General features: G+C 61.0%; 14 protein-coding genes. 7 read left to right on the top strand and 7 right to left on the bottom strand.

Going from position 1 to position 16,950, the window contains the following annotated elements; genetic code table 11:
• Positions 1–59: 59 nt before the first annotated feature.
• The 3 genes from CSV91_RS08370 to CSV91_RS08360 all read left to right on the top strand — a co-directional run bounded on the left by CSV91_RS08370 (position 60) and on the right by CSV91_RS08360 (position 4,983).
• Positions 60–2,627, top strand: coding sequence for a glycosyl hydrolase (locus CSV91_RS08370; RefSeq protein ID WP_099432512.1), 2,568 nt, complete (start codon positions 60–62; stop codon positions 2,625–2,627).
• 42 nt (positions 2,628–2,669) lie between these two features.
• Positions 2,670–3,524: a MurR/RpiR family transcriptional regulator gene (locus CSV91_RS08365; RefSeq protein WP_099432511.1), complete on the top strand. Its 855-nt coding sequence runs from the start codon at positions 2,670–2,672 to the stop codon at positions 3,522–3,524.
• 286 nt (positions 3,525–3,810) lie between these two features.
• Positions 3,811–4,983: a Fic family protein gene (locus CSV91_RS08360; protein ID WP_172622473.1), complete on the top strand. Its 1,173-nt coding sequence runs from the start codon at positions 3,811–3,813 to the stop codon at positions 4,981–4,983.
• A 164-nt stretch (positions 4,984–5,147) separates the two neighbouring features.
• Here CSV91_RS08360 and CSV91_RS08355 read toward each other — a convergent pair whose 3' ends face one another.
• Entirely contained in the window at positions 5,148–5,768 is a 621-nt protein-coding gene (locus CSV91_RS08355; RefSeq protein ID WP_055250846.1) for a helix-turn-helix domain-containing protein, read from the bottom strand.
• 174 nt (positions 5,769–5,942) lie between these two features.
• Here CSV91_RS08355 and CSV91_RS10060 point away from each other — a divergent pair, with 174 nt between their 5' ends.
• Entirely contained in the window at positions 5,943–6,140 is a 198-nt protein-coding gene (locus tag CSV91_RS10060) for a hypothetical protein (protein WP_147579402.1), read from the top strand.
• Here CSV91_RS10060 and pyrE read toward each other — a convergent pair.
• Entirely contained in the window at positions 6,137–6,817 is a 681-nt protein-coding gene (pyrE, locus tag CSV91_RS08350; protein ID WP_089573524.1) for an orotate phosphoribosyltransferase, read from the bottom strand. The two genes, CSV91_RS10060 and pyrE, sit on opposite strands and share 4 nt — an antisense overlap.
• A gap of 436 nt (positions 6,818–7,253) precedes the next feature.
• Between pyrE and mgtA the strand changes: the two genes are divergently transcribed.
• From mgtA to CSV91_RS08335, 3 genes are all read left to right on the top strand, one after another.
• On the top strand, positions 7,254–10,022 hold the full coding sequence (gene mgtA / locus CSV91_RS08345; protein WP_099432509.1) for a magnesium-translocating P-type ATPase: 2,769 nt from the start codon (positions 7,254–7,256) through the stop codon (positions 10,020–10,022).
• A 102-nt stretch (positions 10,023–10,124) separates the two neighbouring features.
• Positions 10,125–10,622, top strand: a complete 498-nt coding sequence (locus tag CSV91_RS08340; protein WP_099431658.1) for a helix-turn-helix domain-containing protein — start codon at positions 10,125–10,127, stop codon at positions 10,620–10,622.
• 20 nt (positions 10,623–10,642) lie between these two features.
• Positions 10,643–11,494, top strand: a complete 852-nt coding sequence (locus tag CSV91_RS08335; RefSeq protein WP_099431659.1) for an IS3 family transposase — start codon at positions 10,643–10,645, stop codon at positions 11,492–11,494.
• A 66-nt stretch (positions 11,495–11,560) separates the two neighbouring features.
• Here CSV91_RS08335 and CSV91_RS08330 read toward each other — a convergent pair whose 3' ends face one another.
• From CSV91_RS08330 to CSV91_RS08310, 5 genes are all read right to left on the bottom strand, one after another.
• Positions 11,561–12,247: a hypothetical protein gene (locus CSV91_RS08330; protein ID WP_099432508.1), complete on the bottom strand. Its 687-nt coding sequence runs from the start codon at positions 12,245–12,247 to the stop codon at positions 11,561–11,563.
• 35 nt (positions 12,248–12,282) lie between these two features.
• The gene (locus CSV91_RS08325; RefSeq protein WP_099432507.1) at positions 12,283–13,020 is read right to left on the bottom strand and encodes a hypothetical protein; all 738 of its coding nucleotides are present in this window, start codon (positions 13,018–13,020) and stop codon (positions 12,283–12,285) included.
• A gap of 76 nt (positions 13,021–13,096) precedes the next feature.
• Positions 13,097–14,659: a TFIIB-type zinc ribbon-containing protein gene (locus CSV91_RS08320; protein WP_147579401.1), complete on the bottom strand. Its 1,563-nt coding sequence runs from the start codon at positions 14,657–14,659 to the stop codon at positions 13,097–13,099.
• 20 nt (positions 14,660–14,679) lie between these two features.
• Positions 14,680–15,129: a hypothetical protein gene (locus CSV91_RS08315; protein WP_099432505.1), complete on the bottom strand. Its 450-nt coding sequence runs from the start codon at positions 15,127–15,129 to the stop codon at positions 14,680–14,682.
• A gap of 145 nt (positions 15,130–15,274) precedes the next feature.
• A complete protein-coding gene (locus CSV91_RS08310; protein ID WP_157758018.1) occupies positions 15,275–16,819 on the bottom strand; it encodes a helix-turn-helix transcriptional regulator in 1,545 nt (514 codons plus the stop codon).
• Positions 16,820–16,950 lie beyond the last annotated feature (131 nt).

Here is a 16,950-nt window from a genome sequence, read left to right as displayed (position 1 = left end):
GCGCGCTCGGCGTACTCTGACTTCAATCGATTTAAAAGGTTGGTTTTAGGGGAGTGGATATGACGGCATACGACAACCATGTGCTTCCGTTCTTGTGGCTCAAGGGCGAGGCGCGCGAGACGATTACCGAATACTTGGAGCAGATTGCCGGTGCGGACATCCGCGAGGTCTGCCTCGAATCACGCACGCACCCCGAGTTTTGTCGCGACGGCTGGTGGGCTGACCTGCGTTTTATCATCGGCGAGTGCAAGCGCTTGGGGTTGAAGATCTGGCTGCTCGACGACGCCCATTTCCCCACGGGCTACGCCAACGGCGCGCTTGCGGGCGAGAACGTCGACCCCGCGCTTAGGAAGACCGTGCTCAAACATCGCACGGTTACGGTCGTTGGTCCCCAGCCGTCCACGGTCATTAAGCTCGGCAATCTTATGGATCCCACGGAGCGCTTTGTGGGCGCGGCGACTTTCGACGCCGCCGGCGCACCGCTCGACCTTGAGCTCTCCGTTGAGCAGGCCGACGGCACCCCCGCCCGCCTGCGTTTTGACGCGCCCGACGGCATCGCCACCGTCGAGCTCTACGTCACCAGCCAAAAAACCAGCTTTCGCGATGAGTACATCAACATGGTCGACGCCGATTCGTGCCGTGTGCTGATCGACGCCGTCTACGAGCTCACGTTTGAGCATCTGGGCGACGAATTCGGCCGCACCATCCTGGGCTTCTTTACCGATGAGCCCGGCTTTATGAACGAAAAGGGAACCACCCTCGATGACGCCTCTACCAGCAGCTTTATCGGAAGAGGCGACCTGGCGCTGCCGTGGTCGGACGAGCTTGCCCGCCGTTTGCACGAGGCGTTGGGCGCGAGCTGGCTCACCAAGCTACACGGCCTTTGGACACGCGAGGCAGATGGCGCCCGAGTCCGTCACACCTACATGGACATTGCCACGCAACTCTACCGTGCATGCTTTGACGAGCAGATTGGCGACTGGTGTCGCGAGCACGGCGTCATGCATATCGGACATGTGATTGAGGACAAGAGTTGCCACACGCGCCTGGGCCAGGGCGCCGGACACTACTTCCGCGCGGTCGCCGGGCAGGATATGGCGGGCATCGACGTTGTCATCAACCAGCTCGCCCCCGGCATCGACCACGGGCGCTACAGCTACTTCCGCGGCGCGTGGAACATGGAGTTCTTTACCTACGCGCTTGCCAAGCTGGGCTCTTCGGCCGCGCGCCTCGACCCAAAAAAGCAGGGGCGCTGCATGGCCGAGGTCTTCGGCGCCTTCGGTTGGCACGAGGGCCTGCGCGAGATGAAATGGATCGCCGACCACATGCTCGTCCGCGGTATTAACTGGTTTACGCCGCACGCGTTTAGCATGGCGCCCTTCCCCGATTGGGACTGCCCGCCGCACTTTTACGCGCACGGCAACAATCCGCAATGGCCGCACTTTGGCCAGCTCATGAGCTATATGAACCGCACTGCCACGCTGCTTTCGGGAGGCAGCGCCGCGCGTCCCGTCGCCATCCTGTACCACGCCGATGCCGAGTGGGCGGGCGATGCCATGCCCATCGAGCGCGCGGCAGCCGAGCTCACGCGTGCGCAGATCGACTTTGATTTTGTGCCCGCCGAGGCTTTTGAAGATGAGGACCGTTACGAGATTTCGATTGTCGACGGGATATTGGCCGTTAACGGCTGCCGCTACCAGGCATTTGTTATGCCAGGAGCTTCATTTATTGGCTCGGCGACGGCGCAGGCCGTAAGGTGCATGATGGCGGCGGGCGTCATGGTTCTCGCCGTCGATGAAGTGCCTGGTGCGTTTTACGACGCGGATGGCGTGGTTGAACTGGGTGAACTTGCAGCGACTCCGCTTGCCGATATGGCGGGCGTGCTGGCGAGCGTTGGGCTGCAGACGGTTGCCACCGACACGCCCCAGCCCTGGCTGCGCGCGCTTCGCTACGAGCACGCTGGCGAGACCTACGTCATGCTGGTCAACGAGCACCCGCACGAGCGCATCGACTGCACAGTTAAACTCGCGCAGGGCGAGCGACTTTGCGGCACGCGCCTCGACCTGTTGAATGGCACCGATCCCGTTGCGTTTGACGGAACGCTTGAGCTCGCACCCTTCGAGAGCTGCCTCGTTGCTTTGGAGACGGAAGGCGAGCTTGAGTCCAGGGACGGCGCGGACATGGGCTCGAGCGATGCGCTCGCCCTCGACATCAACGGCCCTTGGACCGTCGCCCTCTCCCCTGCCGGCGGCGGAACCTTTGGCGCCCCGCAGGAACTCGAGCACTTGTGCGATCTCACCGCCGAGCGATTCCCCGATGCATGCGGGACGTTCCGCTACCGCACGTTATTCGAGCTCGCGAACGACCTTGCCGATGCCACAATCGACCTGGGAGATGTCTACGAAGTCGCGACACTTACGCTCGATGGACACCCACTCGGCACACGCATCTGTCCGCCCTATCGCTTTGCCATCAACCAGCTTGCTGCCGGCACGCACGAACTCACCGTCGACGTCATCAACACGCTCGATCATGCGATTCCCGACATCTTCGCCCTCACCGAACCCATTGCCCCGAGCGGCATCCTCGGTCCCGTTACCCTTTGCGGGCAAAACCTGCCAAAATAAGCCTGTCCTTTTTTGGCAGGTTTGTTGAGTGTGGGAGTTCGCATGGATATCAAACGCAAGATTTCCGAGGCACAGGGCCTTACCCCTACCGAGCAACAACTCGGCATCTCGGCCCTTGCCATGGGCGAAGACGTCCGCGGGCTCTCTATTAAGGAATTTGCCGCGCGCACCAACGTTTCCGTTGCGAGCGTGCACCGTTTTTGCAAAAAGCTCGGCCTCGAGGGCTTCAAAGATCTCAAGGTCGAGCTCATCCGCCAGGCGACCGAGGCGGGCAACCGGCGCGACGTGGACATCAACTTTCCCTTCGATGCCACCTCCACCCCTGCGCAGGTGATGGAACGCATGGAGGGGCTCTACCAGACCACCTTGGCCGAAACGCAGGAGCTGCTCGACCCTGCACAGCTCGACCACGCCGCCAAGCTCATCATGCGCGCCGGCACCGTGGACATCTACACGGGCTCGCATAACCTGTATCCAGCGGGAATGTTCCGCGATCGCCTGCTTTCCGCCGGCAAAAGCGCGACGTGCCACGACAGCGTCGAGGCGCAGGTGCGCACGGCGCTCGCCTCGGGTCCCGACCATGTGGCAATCGTCATCTCCTACAGCGGCCTTGCCCCCAACCTCAGGGAGATCTTGCCGATCCTTAGCAGTCGACATGCCCCGGTCATCGTCATCGGCACGCCGTACTGTGCCCGCATTCACCCCGGCTTTGCCGCCTATCTCATGGTAAGCGACCACGAGAGCATGACGCACCGCATCACGCAGTTCGCCAGCCATATCGCCGTGCAATACGTGCTCGATTCACTCTATAGCAGCTACTTTGCCAAAGATTACGCCCGCTGCTCCGAGTTCTTAGAGCGCTCGTTCCCCTACACCCGCCTGCCCGGGCTTAAGTAGCGACGAGCGTGGATTTTTGGACACTCAGATAACGAGCGTGGATAATCTCCCACTTTGAGCCCGCACACAGGCCAAAACCGGGAGATTATCCACGCTCATGTTGAATGATCCGTCTTCCTCTGTGCCCGAGGGACCACTCGACCACCTTGCACCAAAGTAATAACGGCTTCTCGTCATTAGATTATTCAAATCAACTCTAATAACTATTTTCGCCATAAACTCGTTATTAGAATTGATATGATTAGCCTAATGACGAGTTTCCGGCATTAAAGATATGGAGGGCGCGATGCAAATCGAGGAGAACGGCCAGGGAACGCTCCGCAATAATCTATCGGGGAAATTAGCTTACTATTCGTTTTTGCCAACGCCCTTGCAATCATTGAGGCAGCTAAACCTCACCGAGGAAACCTATCGCACACTTTCCGCATGCTCACGAAAGCTTGGAGAGCTTGAAGGCATGCTCTACTTTGTTCCCAACGCCGACATGTATCTGACAATGTACGTGCGCAAAGAAGCACTCCTTTCTTCGCAAATTGAGGGGACCCAGTGCACGTTTGACGACCTACTTAGTCCATCGCAAACACAACTCCATCATAAAGATCTCGCAGACGTCGTGAATTACGTCCGTGCTGTCGACCGCGGCGTAGAACTGCTCAAAAAGATGCCCTTGTGCACAAGACTTCTCAGGCAGGTTCATGCGGTCCTGCTGGACGGAGTGCGCGGAACGGAGAAGAATCCAGGCGAGCTGCGATCCTCACAAAACTGGATTGGCCCCTCAGGCTGCACCATTGCAACCGCATCGTTTGTCCCTCCAAACATTGAAGATTTGAGTAACACGCTCCAGGACCTCGAAAGCTTTATCAATGAGCCTCAAATCGAAATGGATCCGATTGTGCGGGCGGCGCTCGTCCATTACCAATTTGAAACTGCCCATCCATTCCTAGACGGAAACGGTCGCCTGGGCAGGCTTCTCATTACACTTATGCTCATCAATGATGGCGTTCTTCATTCTTGCTTGTTCTATCCATCGTTCCAGTTCAAGAAAAATCGAAGCGAGTACTACCGGCAACTCACATCCGTAAGGGAGCGAGGCACTTACGAGGAATGGATAGAGTTTTTCTGCACCAGTCTTCTCGAGAGCGCGAAGGACTCGGTAGGGTCTTTAAAAAACCTTGTTGACCTCCATAACCGTTCCACAGCAACCATTACAGAAAATCTCGGAAGGACTGCTGCAAACGGGCAAAGGCTGTTGGGCATTCTTGAAGAGCATCCCATCATCGACACCGCATTTATCGCTGCCCAACTCGATATCGGCAGGAGTACCGCGAGCTCGCTCGTCAAATCATTTGAAGAATTGGGTATCCTCCGTCCGCTCGACGAGTCAAGACAGAGATACCGGCAGTACGGGTATGAGGAGTATCTTTCGATTCTCAGGGAAGACGCCGAGCCGATTAGATAGGCATCGCAGCCCAGCCAAATATAACGAGCGTGGATTTTCGAACACTAACCTAACGAGCGTGGATAATCTCCCACTTTGAGCCCGCACACAGGCCAAAACCGGGAGATTATCCACGCTCATTTTGGGTCCCCTGGGAACGCATGAGGAGGGCGGATAGACAGCCGTTATTTGCGAGGCGTCAGCGACGTAAAGAGTCCGTGTTGGTTGCAGTAAAGATATATCCTGCCGCGCCCGGTAATATGGAAGCGCGGCTGCACCGATTGCTCTGGATAGAGCTTCTTAAAGCAGATGCCGTCCATAGTCGCATATGCCACAAAGCTAATGTAGTGATCCTTGGTCATGGGATGATCGAGCGTGACGTACCAATCGTCCTCGATGCGCTCGATGGAAAAGGCGTGGTCCGCGTCCGGCTCTTCGGCCTCCTGGGGAAACATCGTGGAGCCACAGCAGCTAAAGCTGCCTTCTCCGAGCGCGTGCACAACGTTTCCGCAGATAGGGCAAACGTAAAAGACGCCTTTGAGCATATTGCCTGCACGGTTGGCGTTGGCCCGAATGTCACCAGCCAAAAGCTCGGCCACGCTTATGCCGAGTCTCTGGGCCAAAGGCTCAACGAGGGAAATGTCGGGAAGGCCGCGGCCGGATTCCCACTTGCTGACGGCTTTATCGGTCACGCCAAGGCTTTCCGCCAGGGCGCGCTGGGTGAGGCCGCGCTCTTCGCGCAGCTGCTTGATGGCATGCGCTGCCAAAAAAGTATGGGAGGCATTGGTTTGCCGTGTCTGGTTCATGGGCTGTCCAATCAAATTGAAGAAATGGAGTGAACCGGTTCGACAGTCAGTATCCATTTGAAGGCCAGGCTCGACAACCTACGCTGCGTAGACATGCGCCAATCGAACGAGCGCGGATTTTTGGACGCTCATCCTGAGTAGTCATTTAAGAACGTCCCCAATGACTACTCATTTATGTCTATCCCCAATGACTACCACGGCAACGCCGATGTTTCGGCAGCGACAGCGAAAACCCGCCAGAGCGAGCAAGGTGCCTTGAAACAAGGCGGCATTGACCTTCTGGTCATGCCGCCGAAGTTGAAAGGCAGATTGCCGTTCTGGCGGGTTTGCAGCGTCAAGCTGTTACGCGGTTTGGTAAAACCGCGTAACTAACGAGCTCCGTACTGCTCGTAGTAGGCATCGATGGCGGCCTTGAGCTCGTCATCGATGACGACCTTGCCGTCGATCTCGTGGTTGTAGAGAGTCTCGACGACCTCGGCCATGGAGACGATGCTCGCGACGGGAAAACCGTACTTGGCCTCGATCTCCTTCTGCGCAGTGGTCACGCCGCCCTTGCCGACCTCCATGCGGTTGAGGGACACGATGAGGCCCTTGATCTCGACATCGGCAGCAGCCTTGACCTTGGGATAGGTCTCGTCGATGGACTTGCCGCTGGTGGTGACGTCCTCGACCATGACCACGCGGTCGCCATCCTGGGGCTCGTAGCCCAGCAGGTTGCCCTTGTCGGCGCCGTGGTCCTTGGCCTCCTTGCGGTCGCAGCAGTACTTGACCTCCTTGCCGTACAGCTCGTGGTAGGCAATGGCGGTCACGACGGCCAGGGGAATGCCCTTGTAGGCCGGCCCAAACAGCACGTCAAAGTCGTCGCCAAAGTTATCGTGGATGGCCTGGGCGTAATACTCGCCCAGCTTCTTGAGCTGGTAGCCCGTCACGTAAGCGCCGGCGTTCATAAAGAACGGGGACTGACGGCCGCTCTTGAGCGTAAAGCTGCCGAACTTAAGAACGTCGGACTCGACCATAAACTTGATGAACTCTTGCTTGTAAGCCTCCATGTGGGCTCCTCTCGTAATTGCGTACGTGCTTTCCAGTTTAGCGCAGGCAGGGCGCGTTGCGGGTGCGCTTTCAGGCCACGGCATTCTGTAAAGGCTTTGTCAGGGGCAATGGTTTTCCGAACAATGGGGTTGACACGATAAACCCCCTCATCAAGAATACGGGCGGATTCAAACGGGTACGAGATGCCCAAAGCGCGCAGCGCCCGGCCTTAAGGAGGTGTGCCATGGAAGGCAGTCATAGTCGAAAAACCTGCATGTCGCCCTCGGCACGCCGCGAGGATTCCGCACACGCATAAGCGCCACGAACCAATCGCCAAAACCACCACAAAGGTGCCTGTCCCCTTTGTGGCGGTTCGCGAGCTTGACGTGAGCGACATCTAGGTTTTTTGAAGCAAATACGACACGTACGCTAACTCCCTTCAACAAGGAGGACCCTATGCTGATGCTCAAAACCGCCACGGTACTCGAAGCCATCTCCAAGCGCCGCCGCACGGCGCGCCCCGCCGCTCATACCGGCCTGTCCAAGAACACCATATTCGCCGCCACCCATAGTGCCGAGGACGCTCTCGTACTGCTTGACGCCACGGCAAACGGCCTCACCGCCGAGCAGGCAACCGAGCGCCTGGACGCCTCCGGCCCCAACACCATCGAGGCACCGACCAAGACGCTCGCCCGCCGCATCGCCGATGCGTTCATCGATCCTTTCGCCGGCATCCTCGCCGCGCTCGCGCTGGTCTCGCTCTACATCGACGTGCTCGCCGTGCCTGAGCCGCAGCGCGACCCCTCCACGGTCATCGTCATCGGCATCATGCTGCTGGTATCGGGCGGCATGAAGTTTATCCAAGAAGCCCGCAGCGGCAATGCGGCAGAGGCCCTCAAGGACCTGGTCTCCAACACCTGCACCGCCCTGCGCGACGGCGAGCGCATCGAGATCCCCTTCGACGAGCTCGTCCCCGGCGATGTAATCCGCCTCTCTGCCGGCGACATGGTGCCGGCCGATGCCCGCATCATCACCGCACGCGATCTGTTTGTGATCGAGTCCGCACTCACCGGCGAGAGCGAGGCCGTCGAGAAGACCACTGCCATCACCGTCGTCGAGGGTGCCGACGGCTCCGCGCTGCCACTCTCCGCCTGCAAGAACATCGTCTTTACCGGCACCTCCGTGCAAAACGGCACCGCCATGGCGCTTGTCGTTGCCACTGGCTCGGACACCCACCTGGGCGGCATCGCCAAGATGCTCAACGGGCGCGGCGAGAAGAGCGCGTTTGACCGCGGCGTGTCGAGCGTCTCCATGCTGCTCGTACGCCTCATGCTCGTTATGGCGCCAGCCGTCTTTGCCATCAACGCCGCCACCAAGGGCAACGTCATCGACGCGCTGCTGTTCGCCACGAGCGTGGCCGTGGGCATCACGCCGCAGATGCTTCCCGTCATCGTGACCACGAGCCTGTCACAGGGCGCCAAGGACCTCGCTCGTCGCCAGGTTATCGTCAAGGAGCTGCCAGCGATCCAAAACCTGGGCGCCATGGACGTGCTGTGCTGCGACAAGACCGGCACTCTCACCGAAGACCGCATCGTGCTCGAGCGCTACCTCAACACCGATGGCAACGAGGACGCGCGCGTTCTGCGCCATGCGTTTTTGAACAGCTTCTTCCAGACCGGCCTCAAAAACCTTATCGACCTGGCCGTAATCGACCGTGCCGATGTGACACCCTCGACCGTCGCACCCGATTCCATGCTGGGCCAGAGCCTGCGCGACCGCTATACCAAGGTCGACGAGGTACCCTTCGATTTCTCGCGCCGTCGCCTGAGCGTAGTTGTCGCCGACGCCCAGGGCAAAACCCAGATGGTTACCAAGGGAGCTGCCGAGGAAATGCTCGAGATCTGCTCCTTTGTCGAGGTCGATGGCATCGCCCAGCCGCTCACCAAAGACAAGCTCGCCCAGATTCGCAAGCAGGTCGCTGGACTCAACGCCGAGGGCCTGCGCGTGATTGCCGTGGCGCAGAAAACCAATCCGCGCTGCGTGGGCGAGTTTGGCATCGCCGACGAATGCGACATGGTGCTGATGGGCTTTTTGGCCTTCCTCGATCCACCCAAAGCAAGTGCCGCGGGCGCCGTCGCCACCCTCGAGGCCAAGGGCGTAGCGGTCAAGGTCCTGACCGGCGACAACGACCGCGTCGCCGCCACCGTCTGCGCGCAGATCGGCATCGATGCGAGCAACGTCTTGCTCGGCTCCGAGATCGATGCGCTCGACGACGCCGAGCTTGCCGAGCGCGCCGAGAAAACTCACCTCTTCGCCAAGCTCTCGCCGTTGCAGAAGGCGCGCCTGGTGCGCGTCATGCGCGAGCTACTCGGCCACACCGTGGGCTTTATGGGCGACGGCATCAACGACGCCGCCGCGATGCGTGCGAGCGACTGCGGCATCTCGGTCGACTCCGCCGTCGATATCGCCAAGGAATCCGCCGATATCATCTTGCTCCAAAAGGACCTGGGCGTGCTCGAGCGCGGCATCATCGAAGGCCGCCGCACCTACGGCAACCTGCTCAAGTACCTCAAGACCACGGTGAGCTCCAACTTTGGCAACGTGCTGTCCGTAACCGCCGCGAGCCTGTTCTTGCCATTTTTGCCCATGAGTGCCCTGCAGTTGGTGCTGTTGTCGCTCGTCTACGAGATCGTATGCATCGCGCTGCCGTGGGACACCGTCGATGACGCCTGGACTGCCCGTCCGCGCGCCTGGGATGCCGCGTCCATTAAGGGCTTTATGCTCGAGTTGGGTCCCGTGAGCTCGCTGTTTGATATCGTGACCTTCGCCGCGCTCTTCTTTGTGGTGTGCCCCGCCGCCGTGGGCGCAAGCTGGGCAGAGCTTGCCGCTGTAGGCGACGTCGCAGGCATGGCGGCCTTTACGGCGCTCTTCCAGAGCGGTTGGTTTGTCGAGTCCATGTGGTCGCAGACGCTCGTGGTCCACATGCTGCGCTCCCCGCGCCTGCCACGCCCGCGCGACCACGCCGCGCCCGCGCTGTGCCTCCTCACCGTGCTGGGCCTGGTGCTCGTCACCTGGCTGCCGGCAAGCCCCATCGCCGATGCGCTGGGTCTCATGCCGCTGCCGCCAATCTTCTTCGCGCTGCTCATCGGCATTGTCGCCGCCTACATCGCGCTCACCCAACTGGCCAAGCGCCGCTACATCGCCCGCCACGGCGAGCTGCTTTAGCACGGTGAGCCGCCACAGTAGACAGCCCAAGGGCAAAACCACCACAAAGGTGCCTGTGAACTGCCTCCCATTTCTTGGACATCGGGAAATGGGAGGTTTTCCATGAGTATAGACCTCAGGGTGAAGCACGACCTGGAGTCCAGGAGGCGGGCCGTCGAGCTCTTCGACGCCGGCGTCGGCTGCAAACCGGCGGCCGAGGCCCTGTCCGTCCCCCGCGAGACCGTGAGAGAATGGCAGTGGGTATACCGGGCGTTCGGAAGCGAGGCGCTGCTGTCCATGGGCGGGAAACAATCCAGGTACACATTCGAGCAGAGGGTCGCCGCGGCATCGGCCGTGGTCGACGGCGGGATGGCGAAGACCGACGCCATGGCCGAGTTCGGGATCAGGTCGAAGTCCCCGCTGGAGCGCTGGTGCAGGCTCTACCGCGAGGGCGGCGCCGAGGCGCTGCGGCCCGGACCGAAGGGCAGGCCGAGGGGGTCGAGGTCGAAACCCCGGGCCCGCACCCGCGAGCAGGAGCTCGAGGAGCGCTGCCGCAGGCTCGAGGCCGAGGTCGCCTACCTAAAAAAATTGCGCGCCCTGGTCGAGCGGGACGGGCTCTGACCAGGGCGGCGGCCGAGGCGGTGGGGGCGCTGAGGGCGGAGGGGCACTCCCTGCGCCACCTGCTGGAGTGCTCGGGGCTCAGGAGGTCGACCTACTACTACGCGCTGGCGCACCCGCGGAGGCCGACCAGGCCCGAGCTGCGCGACGCCGCGGCCGAGATATTCTCGCGCACCGCCAACGGCTGCGGGCACCGGCAGATAGCCATGTGCCTGCGCGCCGAGCTGGGCGCGGTCGTGGCCGACAAGACCGTGCTCAAGATGATGCGCGAGATGGGCATCCGGTGCGGGATACGCCGCCGGGGCTCCCGCCGCCGGTACAGCTCCTACAGGGGGCTCGTGGGGAGCACGTTCGAGAACGTCATCGCGAGGGACTTCGGCGCCGAGGGGCCGTGGCAGAAGCTCGGCACCGACGTCACCGAGTTCAAGGTCGCCGGCGCCAAGGCCTACTGGGCCCCGGTGCTCGACTTCTGCACGAAGGAGATCGTGGCGAGCGACATATCGACCTCGCCGGACCTCGCCCAGCAGCACAGGATGCTCGACCGGCTCCTCGAGGCCCTGCCCGACGGGGCGGCACCGACCATGCACTCGGACATGGGCTGGCAGTACCAGCACGAGTCCTACACCTCCAGGCTGGAGGGGGCGGGCATCACCCAGAGCATGTCGCGCAAGGGGAACTGCGTCGACAACGCCGCCACCGAGCAGCTCTTCGGCCACGTGAAGGACGAGTTCTACCGCGGCAGGGAGTGGGGCAGCTTCGAGGACTTCAAGCGCGACCTGGAGGAGTACATAGTCCATTGGAACACGCGGCGCAGGCAGGTAAGATTGAAGGGCCTGACGCCGGAGGAGTTCCGGGACCGGGCCCTTGCGGCGTAGTCGCTATTTATTCAGTCCAAGTTTCGGGGCGCAGTTCACTGTCCCCTTTGTGGTGGTTTTGGTGCGCTACGAGGCATTGGTCAGGCGGCTCCAGAGTTCGTCAATATCGATTTGGTCGCCGCCGCTCAGATAACCGGTGTGAATAAAAGACTCACTATAGATATAGATGTCATGCGCGCTGTCGCCATCATCTTCGGTGTCGTAGGCCGAAATCACGTAACGGCTGCCGTCGAGCGCCTTGACCAGCCAATACACGGAATCGTCGATTGTGCACTTCTCCTGCACTATCGCCGCATCGCCGATTGCGCCGGTGAGCGCACGATCGCCCGTCGTATAGCCGCCTACCGAGAGCAAAATCGCCACGCTATCGTCTCCGCCGCCCGGCTCAAGTTCCTCGTACTCGGACTCCGAAAGCGGTATCGCGCTGTTCGCAAGTTCGTCCACGTCATCCGAAATCTTAGAAAAGGTAAAAGCGAAAAGTCCCGCATCATCGGCGGCACCGTAGCCCACGCTCTCGCCTTGCCACTCATAGTTTTGATGCTTGAGCAGGCGCACCAGGTCGGCGCCGTCCAAGTTGATCGCAGCATAGACCGTCACGTTGGCGTTGTCGTCTACACAGGCGGCGTCCGCCGTGGTCGCCTTCTTGGCACCGCCCGCGCCGCCCAATCCGCCCGAGCAGCCAGCCAGCGCACAAGCCAGCGCACCCGCGCCTGCCACAAAGGCCGCACGGTTCATCGTCACTTCATTCATCATGTTCGTTCCTCGCTATGGTATTGGCCACGTCGCACCTAGCCGAGCGCGCGTCCAGTCTTTTCCTGCCAAAATTCGTCTATCGTCGGAGCACCGCCGCCCTGGGTAAACCTACCGGTCTTGATAGCCTCCTCGGTAATGAGATCCAAGCGGTAGTCACCGTTTTCCATCGGGCTCGTCATGGCAACGTGCCGCGCCATGTTGGAACCGTATACGCACGCGATCCATGAGCCCGAAGTAATCTGCGCCCGGTCCTCGACCGGCACGGAAAAGCCCGCGATAACATCCTCGCAGCTCGAATAGCCCGAAAGTTGCAGCGTGAACATCACGGTGCTTCCGGTGCCGCCCTTGTCGAGCTTTCCGATTTCGTCCTCGCCGAGCCATTCGGCCGCGCCGTCCTTGCTGATATTGCAGACGCTGAGCACGTGTCCCGCCTCGTCCTCGTACATCTCGAGCGCGTCTTGCCAGGTATAGCCCTGCTGCGAGGCAAACTCCTGCAACTGCCAGCCCTTAAGCTCGAGGAGCGCCGCGATGCTGATGTTGCGGTGCGCATCCCAGCAATCATCCGACCACGTATCGAACGCATCCGCCGAGCCGCTGTCCGCGTCGCCGGAATCGCCCGACGTCGCACCCGCGTCCATCTTGTCCTTTACCGGGCGGTCGTCGTTAAAACCCGTCGCATCCTGCGCCCGCTGTCCGCCGCACCCCACAAGCGTCAGCAGCGCCGTTCCCGCCGCCGCGACAAATGCCGCGCGCGAAAGTACCGTCTCCCTCATCATTGTTCCTTTCCCGTTCTTTAGCACAATGCCGAGAAACACACCCGGCATCGATTCACACATAAGCCACCCCACGCTATTGACGAGGCAGTTCCGTCCAGCCAAAACCGGGTTCAAAACCATCGCGTGTACCGATCACATCGCCCGAACCGTTGACCCAGGCCTGGTCGGCCATCACCGAGACCTCGACATCGGTGCCGTCGGGTCTGGTGTAATGGTTGACCCCGCGAATGGCATCGGAATACGAGGCGGCGCCCGTCCCCACGCCCGCACTGGAAAAATTGGCGGCGCTGGCAGCCATATTCGCGGCGTGCTGACGGTCGCTGCGATCGAACCACGCCTGCTGGTAGCTGTCGAACGCCGCCTGTTGCGAGGCATGCATCTGTTGCCAGGCTGCAAACTGCTGTTGCTGCTGGGCAATGTTCATCTGCGTGCGTTGGCGCTGCTCAAGCACCATCTGTTGCTTTTGAGCTGACGCTTCGCGTGCAATCGCCGGATTGAGCCGCAGGGTCGACGCCATTGATGCAAGCGCCGTGGAGGCCGCCTCGTCCAGGCGACCTTCTGGCGCAACCAAACAGAAGCTGTCCCTGATACGCCACTGCAGCAGGTCGGCCGCGCCCAGCTCGAACGACGCTCCGTCCGGGCGACCGCCTCGACCCGTGGGCTGTTCTTGCGCGACGCCCTGTCCCGCCGCTGTCGCCGCCTGGCGCTCGCGCAGGCGCTTGCCCAAAACACCGCCGATCAGTCCACTCGAAAGGCCCGCGCCCAGCAGCGCCTCGACCCCAACGGCAACACCTTTGCCCATAGAACCCGCGACGCCGCCGATTGAAAACATATAGCCCTCGACTTTGGCCGCCACCGCGAGCTCGGTGGGCACCGGAGCGCCCGTGAGCCGATATCGACGCATGCGGCACTCATAGACCACATCACTCGGCTCCATCGAAAAGCCCTGGATCGCAAAGTCGTTTGCCGCCTCGCGCTTTACGCGGGCACGCTCGCGCTCGATATCGACCGCCGCGCTCGATGGGTACGGTTGCTCGGCAACAACCTCTGCCCGCGCACCCAGCCGTGCCGCACAGGCCTGAGCCAGCTCGTCGCAAGCTGCCTCCACGTGCACAAACACCTTGCGTTCGGTTTGCGTGGGGATACGCTTGGCAACGGCGCCCGCATCCACGTAGCAGAGCTCGGAGCGGTACATAATCCGCTCACCCATCGGACCCGCCGCCGTCACGCCAACCGAAATCGGGCAGTCGAAACTGCCGCTGCGCTCAAGATGCGCCTCTTCGATATGCCAGCCCCGCGGCAGCGCCACCTGCGCGAGTGCCTGGCCGTCGGAGGTATCGCATGCGGCATGAAGCTCAAGGTCACCGATGTGAGGCATATCCGTCGTGGCCGCGTCACGAGACGACGACGCGACGCCGGCAGTCTCCACCGGCGCATCGGCCGGCGCGTCCACACTCGGGTCGCCGCCTTCGTCCGCATCGTCATCGGCAGTCGCCCCATCTGTAGCCCCCACGGCGCCCGAGCAGCCCACAACGCCCTCAAGTCGGACGCCGCACCCCGGGCAAAATCGTACCGGCACGCCGGCGACCCGAAGCAGCTGCGCCCCACACGCTGGGCAGAATCTCAACTCACTCATCCCGTACACCCCTAATTTCGTTAGCTGTTTTTGATCACGGCAAGCTGCCGCCATAACTCATCGGCACCGTTAAGTCGGTACGCCGTCTTATCGAGCACGATGTTTTTGCCCTCAAGTTCCACCGATTGCTCCGAGCCATCCGTATAGACAAAGACGAGCGTTCGGCCGGCATCGCTCGTCCGCTCATCCACCGCATCCCCCACGGTGCAGCCATCGAGCACAGCAAAGGTCGATGCGACCAGTTCGGCATCGTCGGTCTCATAGACCGTCCGCGCCTCCCCGTCCTCGATAAGCTTGACCGCCACCGGAACGGCAGCGCAATCGTTGAGCGACACTTGCGCGGCAGTCTTTCCCTGAGCGCCATGGTCGCCGGCAACGTAAACTCGCAAGAGTGTCACCGCCGCGGCAAAGACCACCACGGCGATAAGCGCGCCCGCAATTTTATTAGACGCGCAATCCCGAGACGCCATAGGTGCACCCCCTCCGTTCTGCTCTGCTCAGCATCACATTCATATGCCTTTGAGCACCAAAACGGCAGGTGACAAATGTCTCATATTCATATTTTTGCAGGTAAAAAACCACCACAAAGGTGCCTGTCACCTTTGTGGTGGTTAGCTAGTCTTGGGGTGTCCAGGACCAGAAGAAGTTGATGAGGGCTACGCGCGAGGAGGCACCGGTCTTTTTGTTGATCGAAGCGATGTGGCGATAGAGTGTGGAGCGCGAAAGGAAGAGTGCCGCCGCCACGTCCTGCACGCTGTCGTCCGAAACGACCAGCGCCTCCAGAACATCGCGCTCGCGCTTGGTGAGCCCAAAGGCGGCAACGAAGCCATCGAGCCGATCGTCAAACGAAAGCTCCGGCGCCTCCAGGGGCACCGTGTCGGCCTGGCCGGGCTCACAGCTCACGCCAAGATCGTCGGTGGCAAGCGCCAGCCCGCCGTGCGTCGCCTCGCCCTCACCGTCTTGTCCAAACTGTCCCAACAGCGAAATCGCGATGCCGACAAACAGCACGAGCACGACGCTCACAGCCGCCAGCACGTTTTGACTCGAGATAATCGCCACCGCCGGAGCCGTCACGAGCATCGAGCAAACGTTGTTGATAACACGGCCCATGCACGGCCACAGATACGCCCAGCGGGCATACATCGAAATCGCGGCGAACTTCGTGGTGAAGAACACCACGAAAAAGCCCGTGCCAAGGTAAAAGATAATCGTGGCGGCGAGCGTGTTGCCACCGTTGCCATCGGTGATAAGCACAAAGAACGAGAGCGTGGACAGCATGGCGGCGCACGTCATGATGATATTCATATACGAACGCCCACGCAGGTCATACAGGACGCCGGCGGCAAGGGCGCTCACAACCAGCAGCAAGCGCGGCCAGTCGCCCAGGTCGATAGCGCCAGCGGCATGCGAGGTCGTAAGGCCGGCATTGAGGGCCGCGAACACGCCGGTGAGGCAAGCGGTCGCCACCGTCAGACGCACCACGGCACCCTGAAAGGCCGCCTTTGCCTCGGGGTCATCGTGCCACCTGGCGCCACGCTCCGACGCATCGACCGATAGCTCGGCAATCTCGACCTCGAACTCGGGCGCAGGCTCATCACGCAATTTAGCGCGGCGGACACCGTGAAGCAGCCCCACCAGCGCAATCGCACAGGCAATGAGAACAGACTGCTGGGGAATGCCCGCAGGCATCACCATATGGTTGAGCACCTGCACCAAAATGCCCACAGCATAGGAAACCGCCACGGCGCGCGCCAGGCAGGGCGTCTGCGCAAAACGCCGCGCAAGATTGGCATGGGCGGTCGATCCGCAATAGCCCAGGGCGCAGCACGCCACCAGGCCGCCGGCAATTACTACCTCAAACCGCACTGCCATAATCATCAGCAGCAACGCCGATACCAACAGCACGCCCGTAATATCGCTCGTCGCATCGATCGTCTGGGGACAGCGATAGTACAGAAATGGACGCACGAAAAAGCCAATCACGCTCGCGCCGACAACGATGCTCTCGTAGATGACGACCTCACTCGATGGCACGAACTCGACCATGCGCGCATCAAAGAGATACTCGCACGCCAAAAACGTGAAGAAGAACAGCGCTAGGCACAGAATCTCCCGCATGCCCCGGCGCAAATATGCGGTTGTGTCTCCCAGGTCCCTCATGGTAACCCCCACCCGCTTTGTTGTCCGGAACACCATTTTAATAAAGAACCAATCTCAATATCGAAGCCGAGCTCGAAATACTGTAAATTCGACCCCAGCCGTCCGCATGACGCCGCGATTTTGAGCCGCAT

The organism is Collinsella aerofaciens (assembly GCF_002736145.1).
GTDB classification, from domain to species: Bacteria; Actinomycetota; Coriobacteriia; order Coriobacteriales; family Coriobacteriaceae; genus Collinsella; species Collinsella aerofaciens_A.
Note: the sequence above shows the minus strand (reverse complement) of the source record. Positions and strands in the feature narration are given on the sequence as shown.

What these genes read in the sequence shown, in the direction of transcription:
- CSV91_RS08370 (WP_099432512.1), top strand. Translation starts at nt 60, where the DNA reads ATGACGGCATACGACAACCATGTGCTTCCGTTCTTGTGGCTCAAGGGC.
- CSV91_RS08365 (WP_099432511.1), top strand. Translation starts at nt 2,670, where the DNA reads ATGGATATCAAACGCAAGATTTCCGAGGCACAGGGCCTTACCCCTACC.
- CSV91_RS08360 (WP_172622473.1), top strand. Translation starts at nt 3,811, where the DNA reads ATGCAAATCGAGGAGAACGGCCAGGGAACGCTCCGCAATAATCTATCG.
- CSV91_RS08355 (WP_055250846.1), bottom strand. Translation starts at nt 5,768, where the DNA reads ATGAACCAGACACGGCAAACCAATGCCTCCCATACTTTTTTGGCAGCG.
- CSV91_RS10060 (WP_147579402.1), top strand. Translation starts at nt 5,943, where the DNA reads ATGTCTATCCCCAATGACTACCACGGCAACGCCGATGTTTCGGCAGCG.
- pyrE (WP_089573524.1), bottom strand. Translation starts at nt 6,817, where the DNA reads ATGGAGGCTTACAAGCAAGAGTTCATCAAGTTTATGGTCGAGTCCGAC.
- mgtA (WP_099432509.1), top strand. Translation starts at nt 7,254, where the DNA reads ATGCTGATGCTCAAAACCGCCACGGTACTCGAAGCCATCTCCAAGCGC.
- CSV91_RS08340 (WP_099431658.1), top strand. Translation starts at nt 10,125, where the DNA reads ATGAGTATAGACCTCAGGGTGAAGCACGACCTGGAGTCCAGGAGGCGG.
- CSV91_RS08330 (WP_099432508.1), bottom strand. Translation starts at nt 12,247, where the DNA reads ATGATGAATGAAGTGACGATGAACCGTGCGGCCTTTGTGGCAGGCGCG.
- CSV91_RS08325 (WP_099432507.1), bottom strand. Translation starts at nt 13,020, where the DNA reads ATGAGGGAGACGGTACTTTCGCGCGCGGCATTTGTCGCGGCGGCGGGA.
- CSV91_RS08320 (WP_147579401.1), bottom strand. Translation starts at nt 14,659, where the DNA reads ATGAGTGAGTTGAGATTCTGCCCAGCGTGTGGGGCGCAGCTGCTTCGG.
- CSV91_RS08315 (WP_099432505.1), bottom strand. Translation starts at nt 15,129, where the DNA reads ATGGCGTCTCGGGATTGCGCGTCTAATAAAATTGCGGGCGCGCTTATC.
- CSV91_RS08310 (WP_157758018.1), bottom strand. Translation starts at nt 16,819, where the DNA reads ATGAGGGACCTGGGAGACACAACCGCATATTTGCGCCGGGGCATGCGG.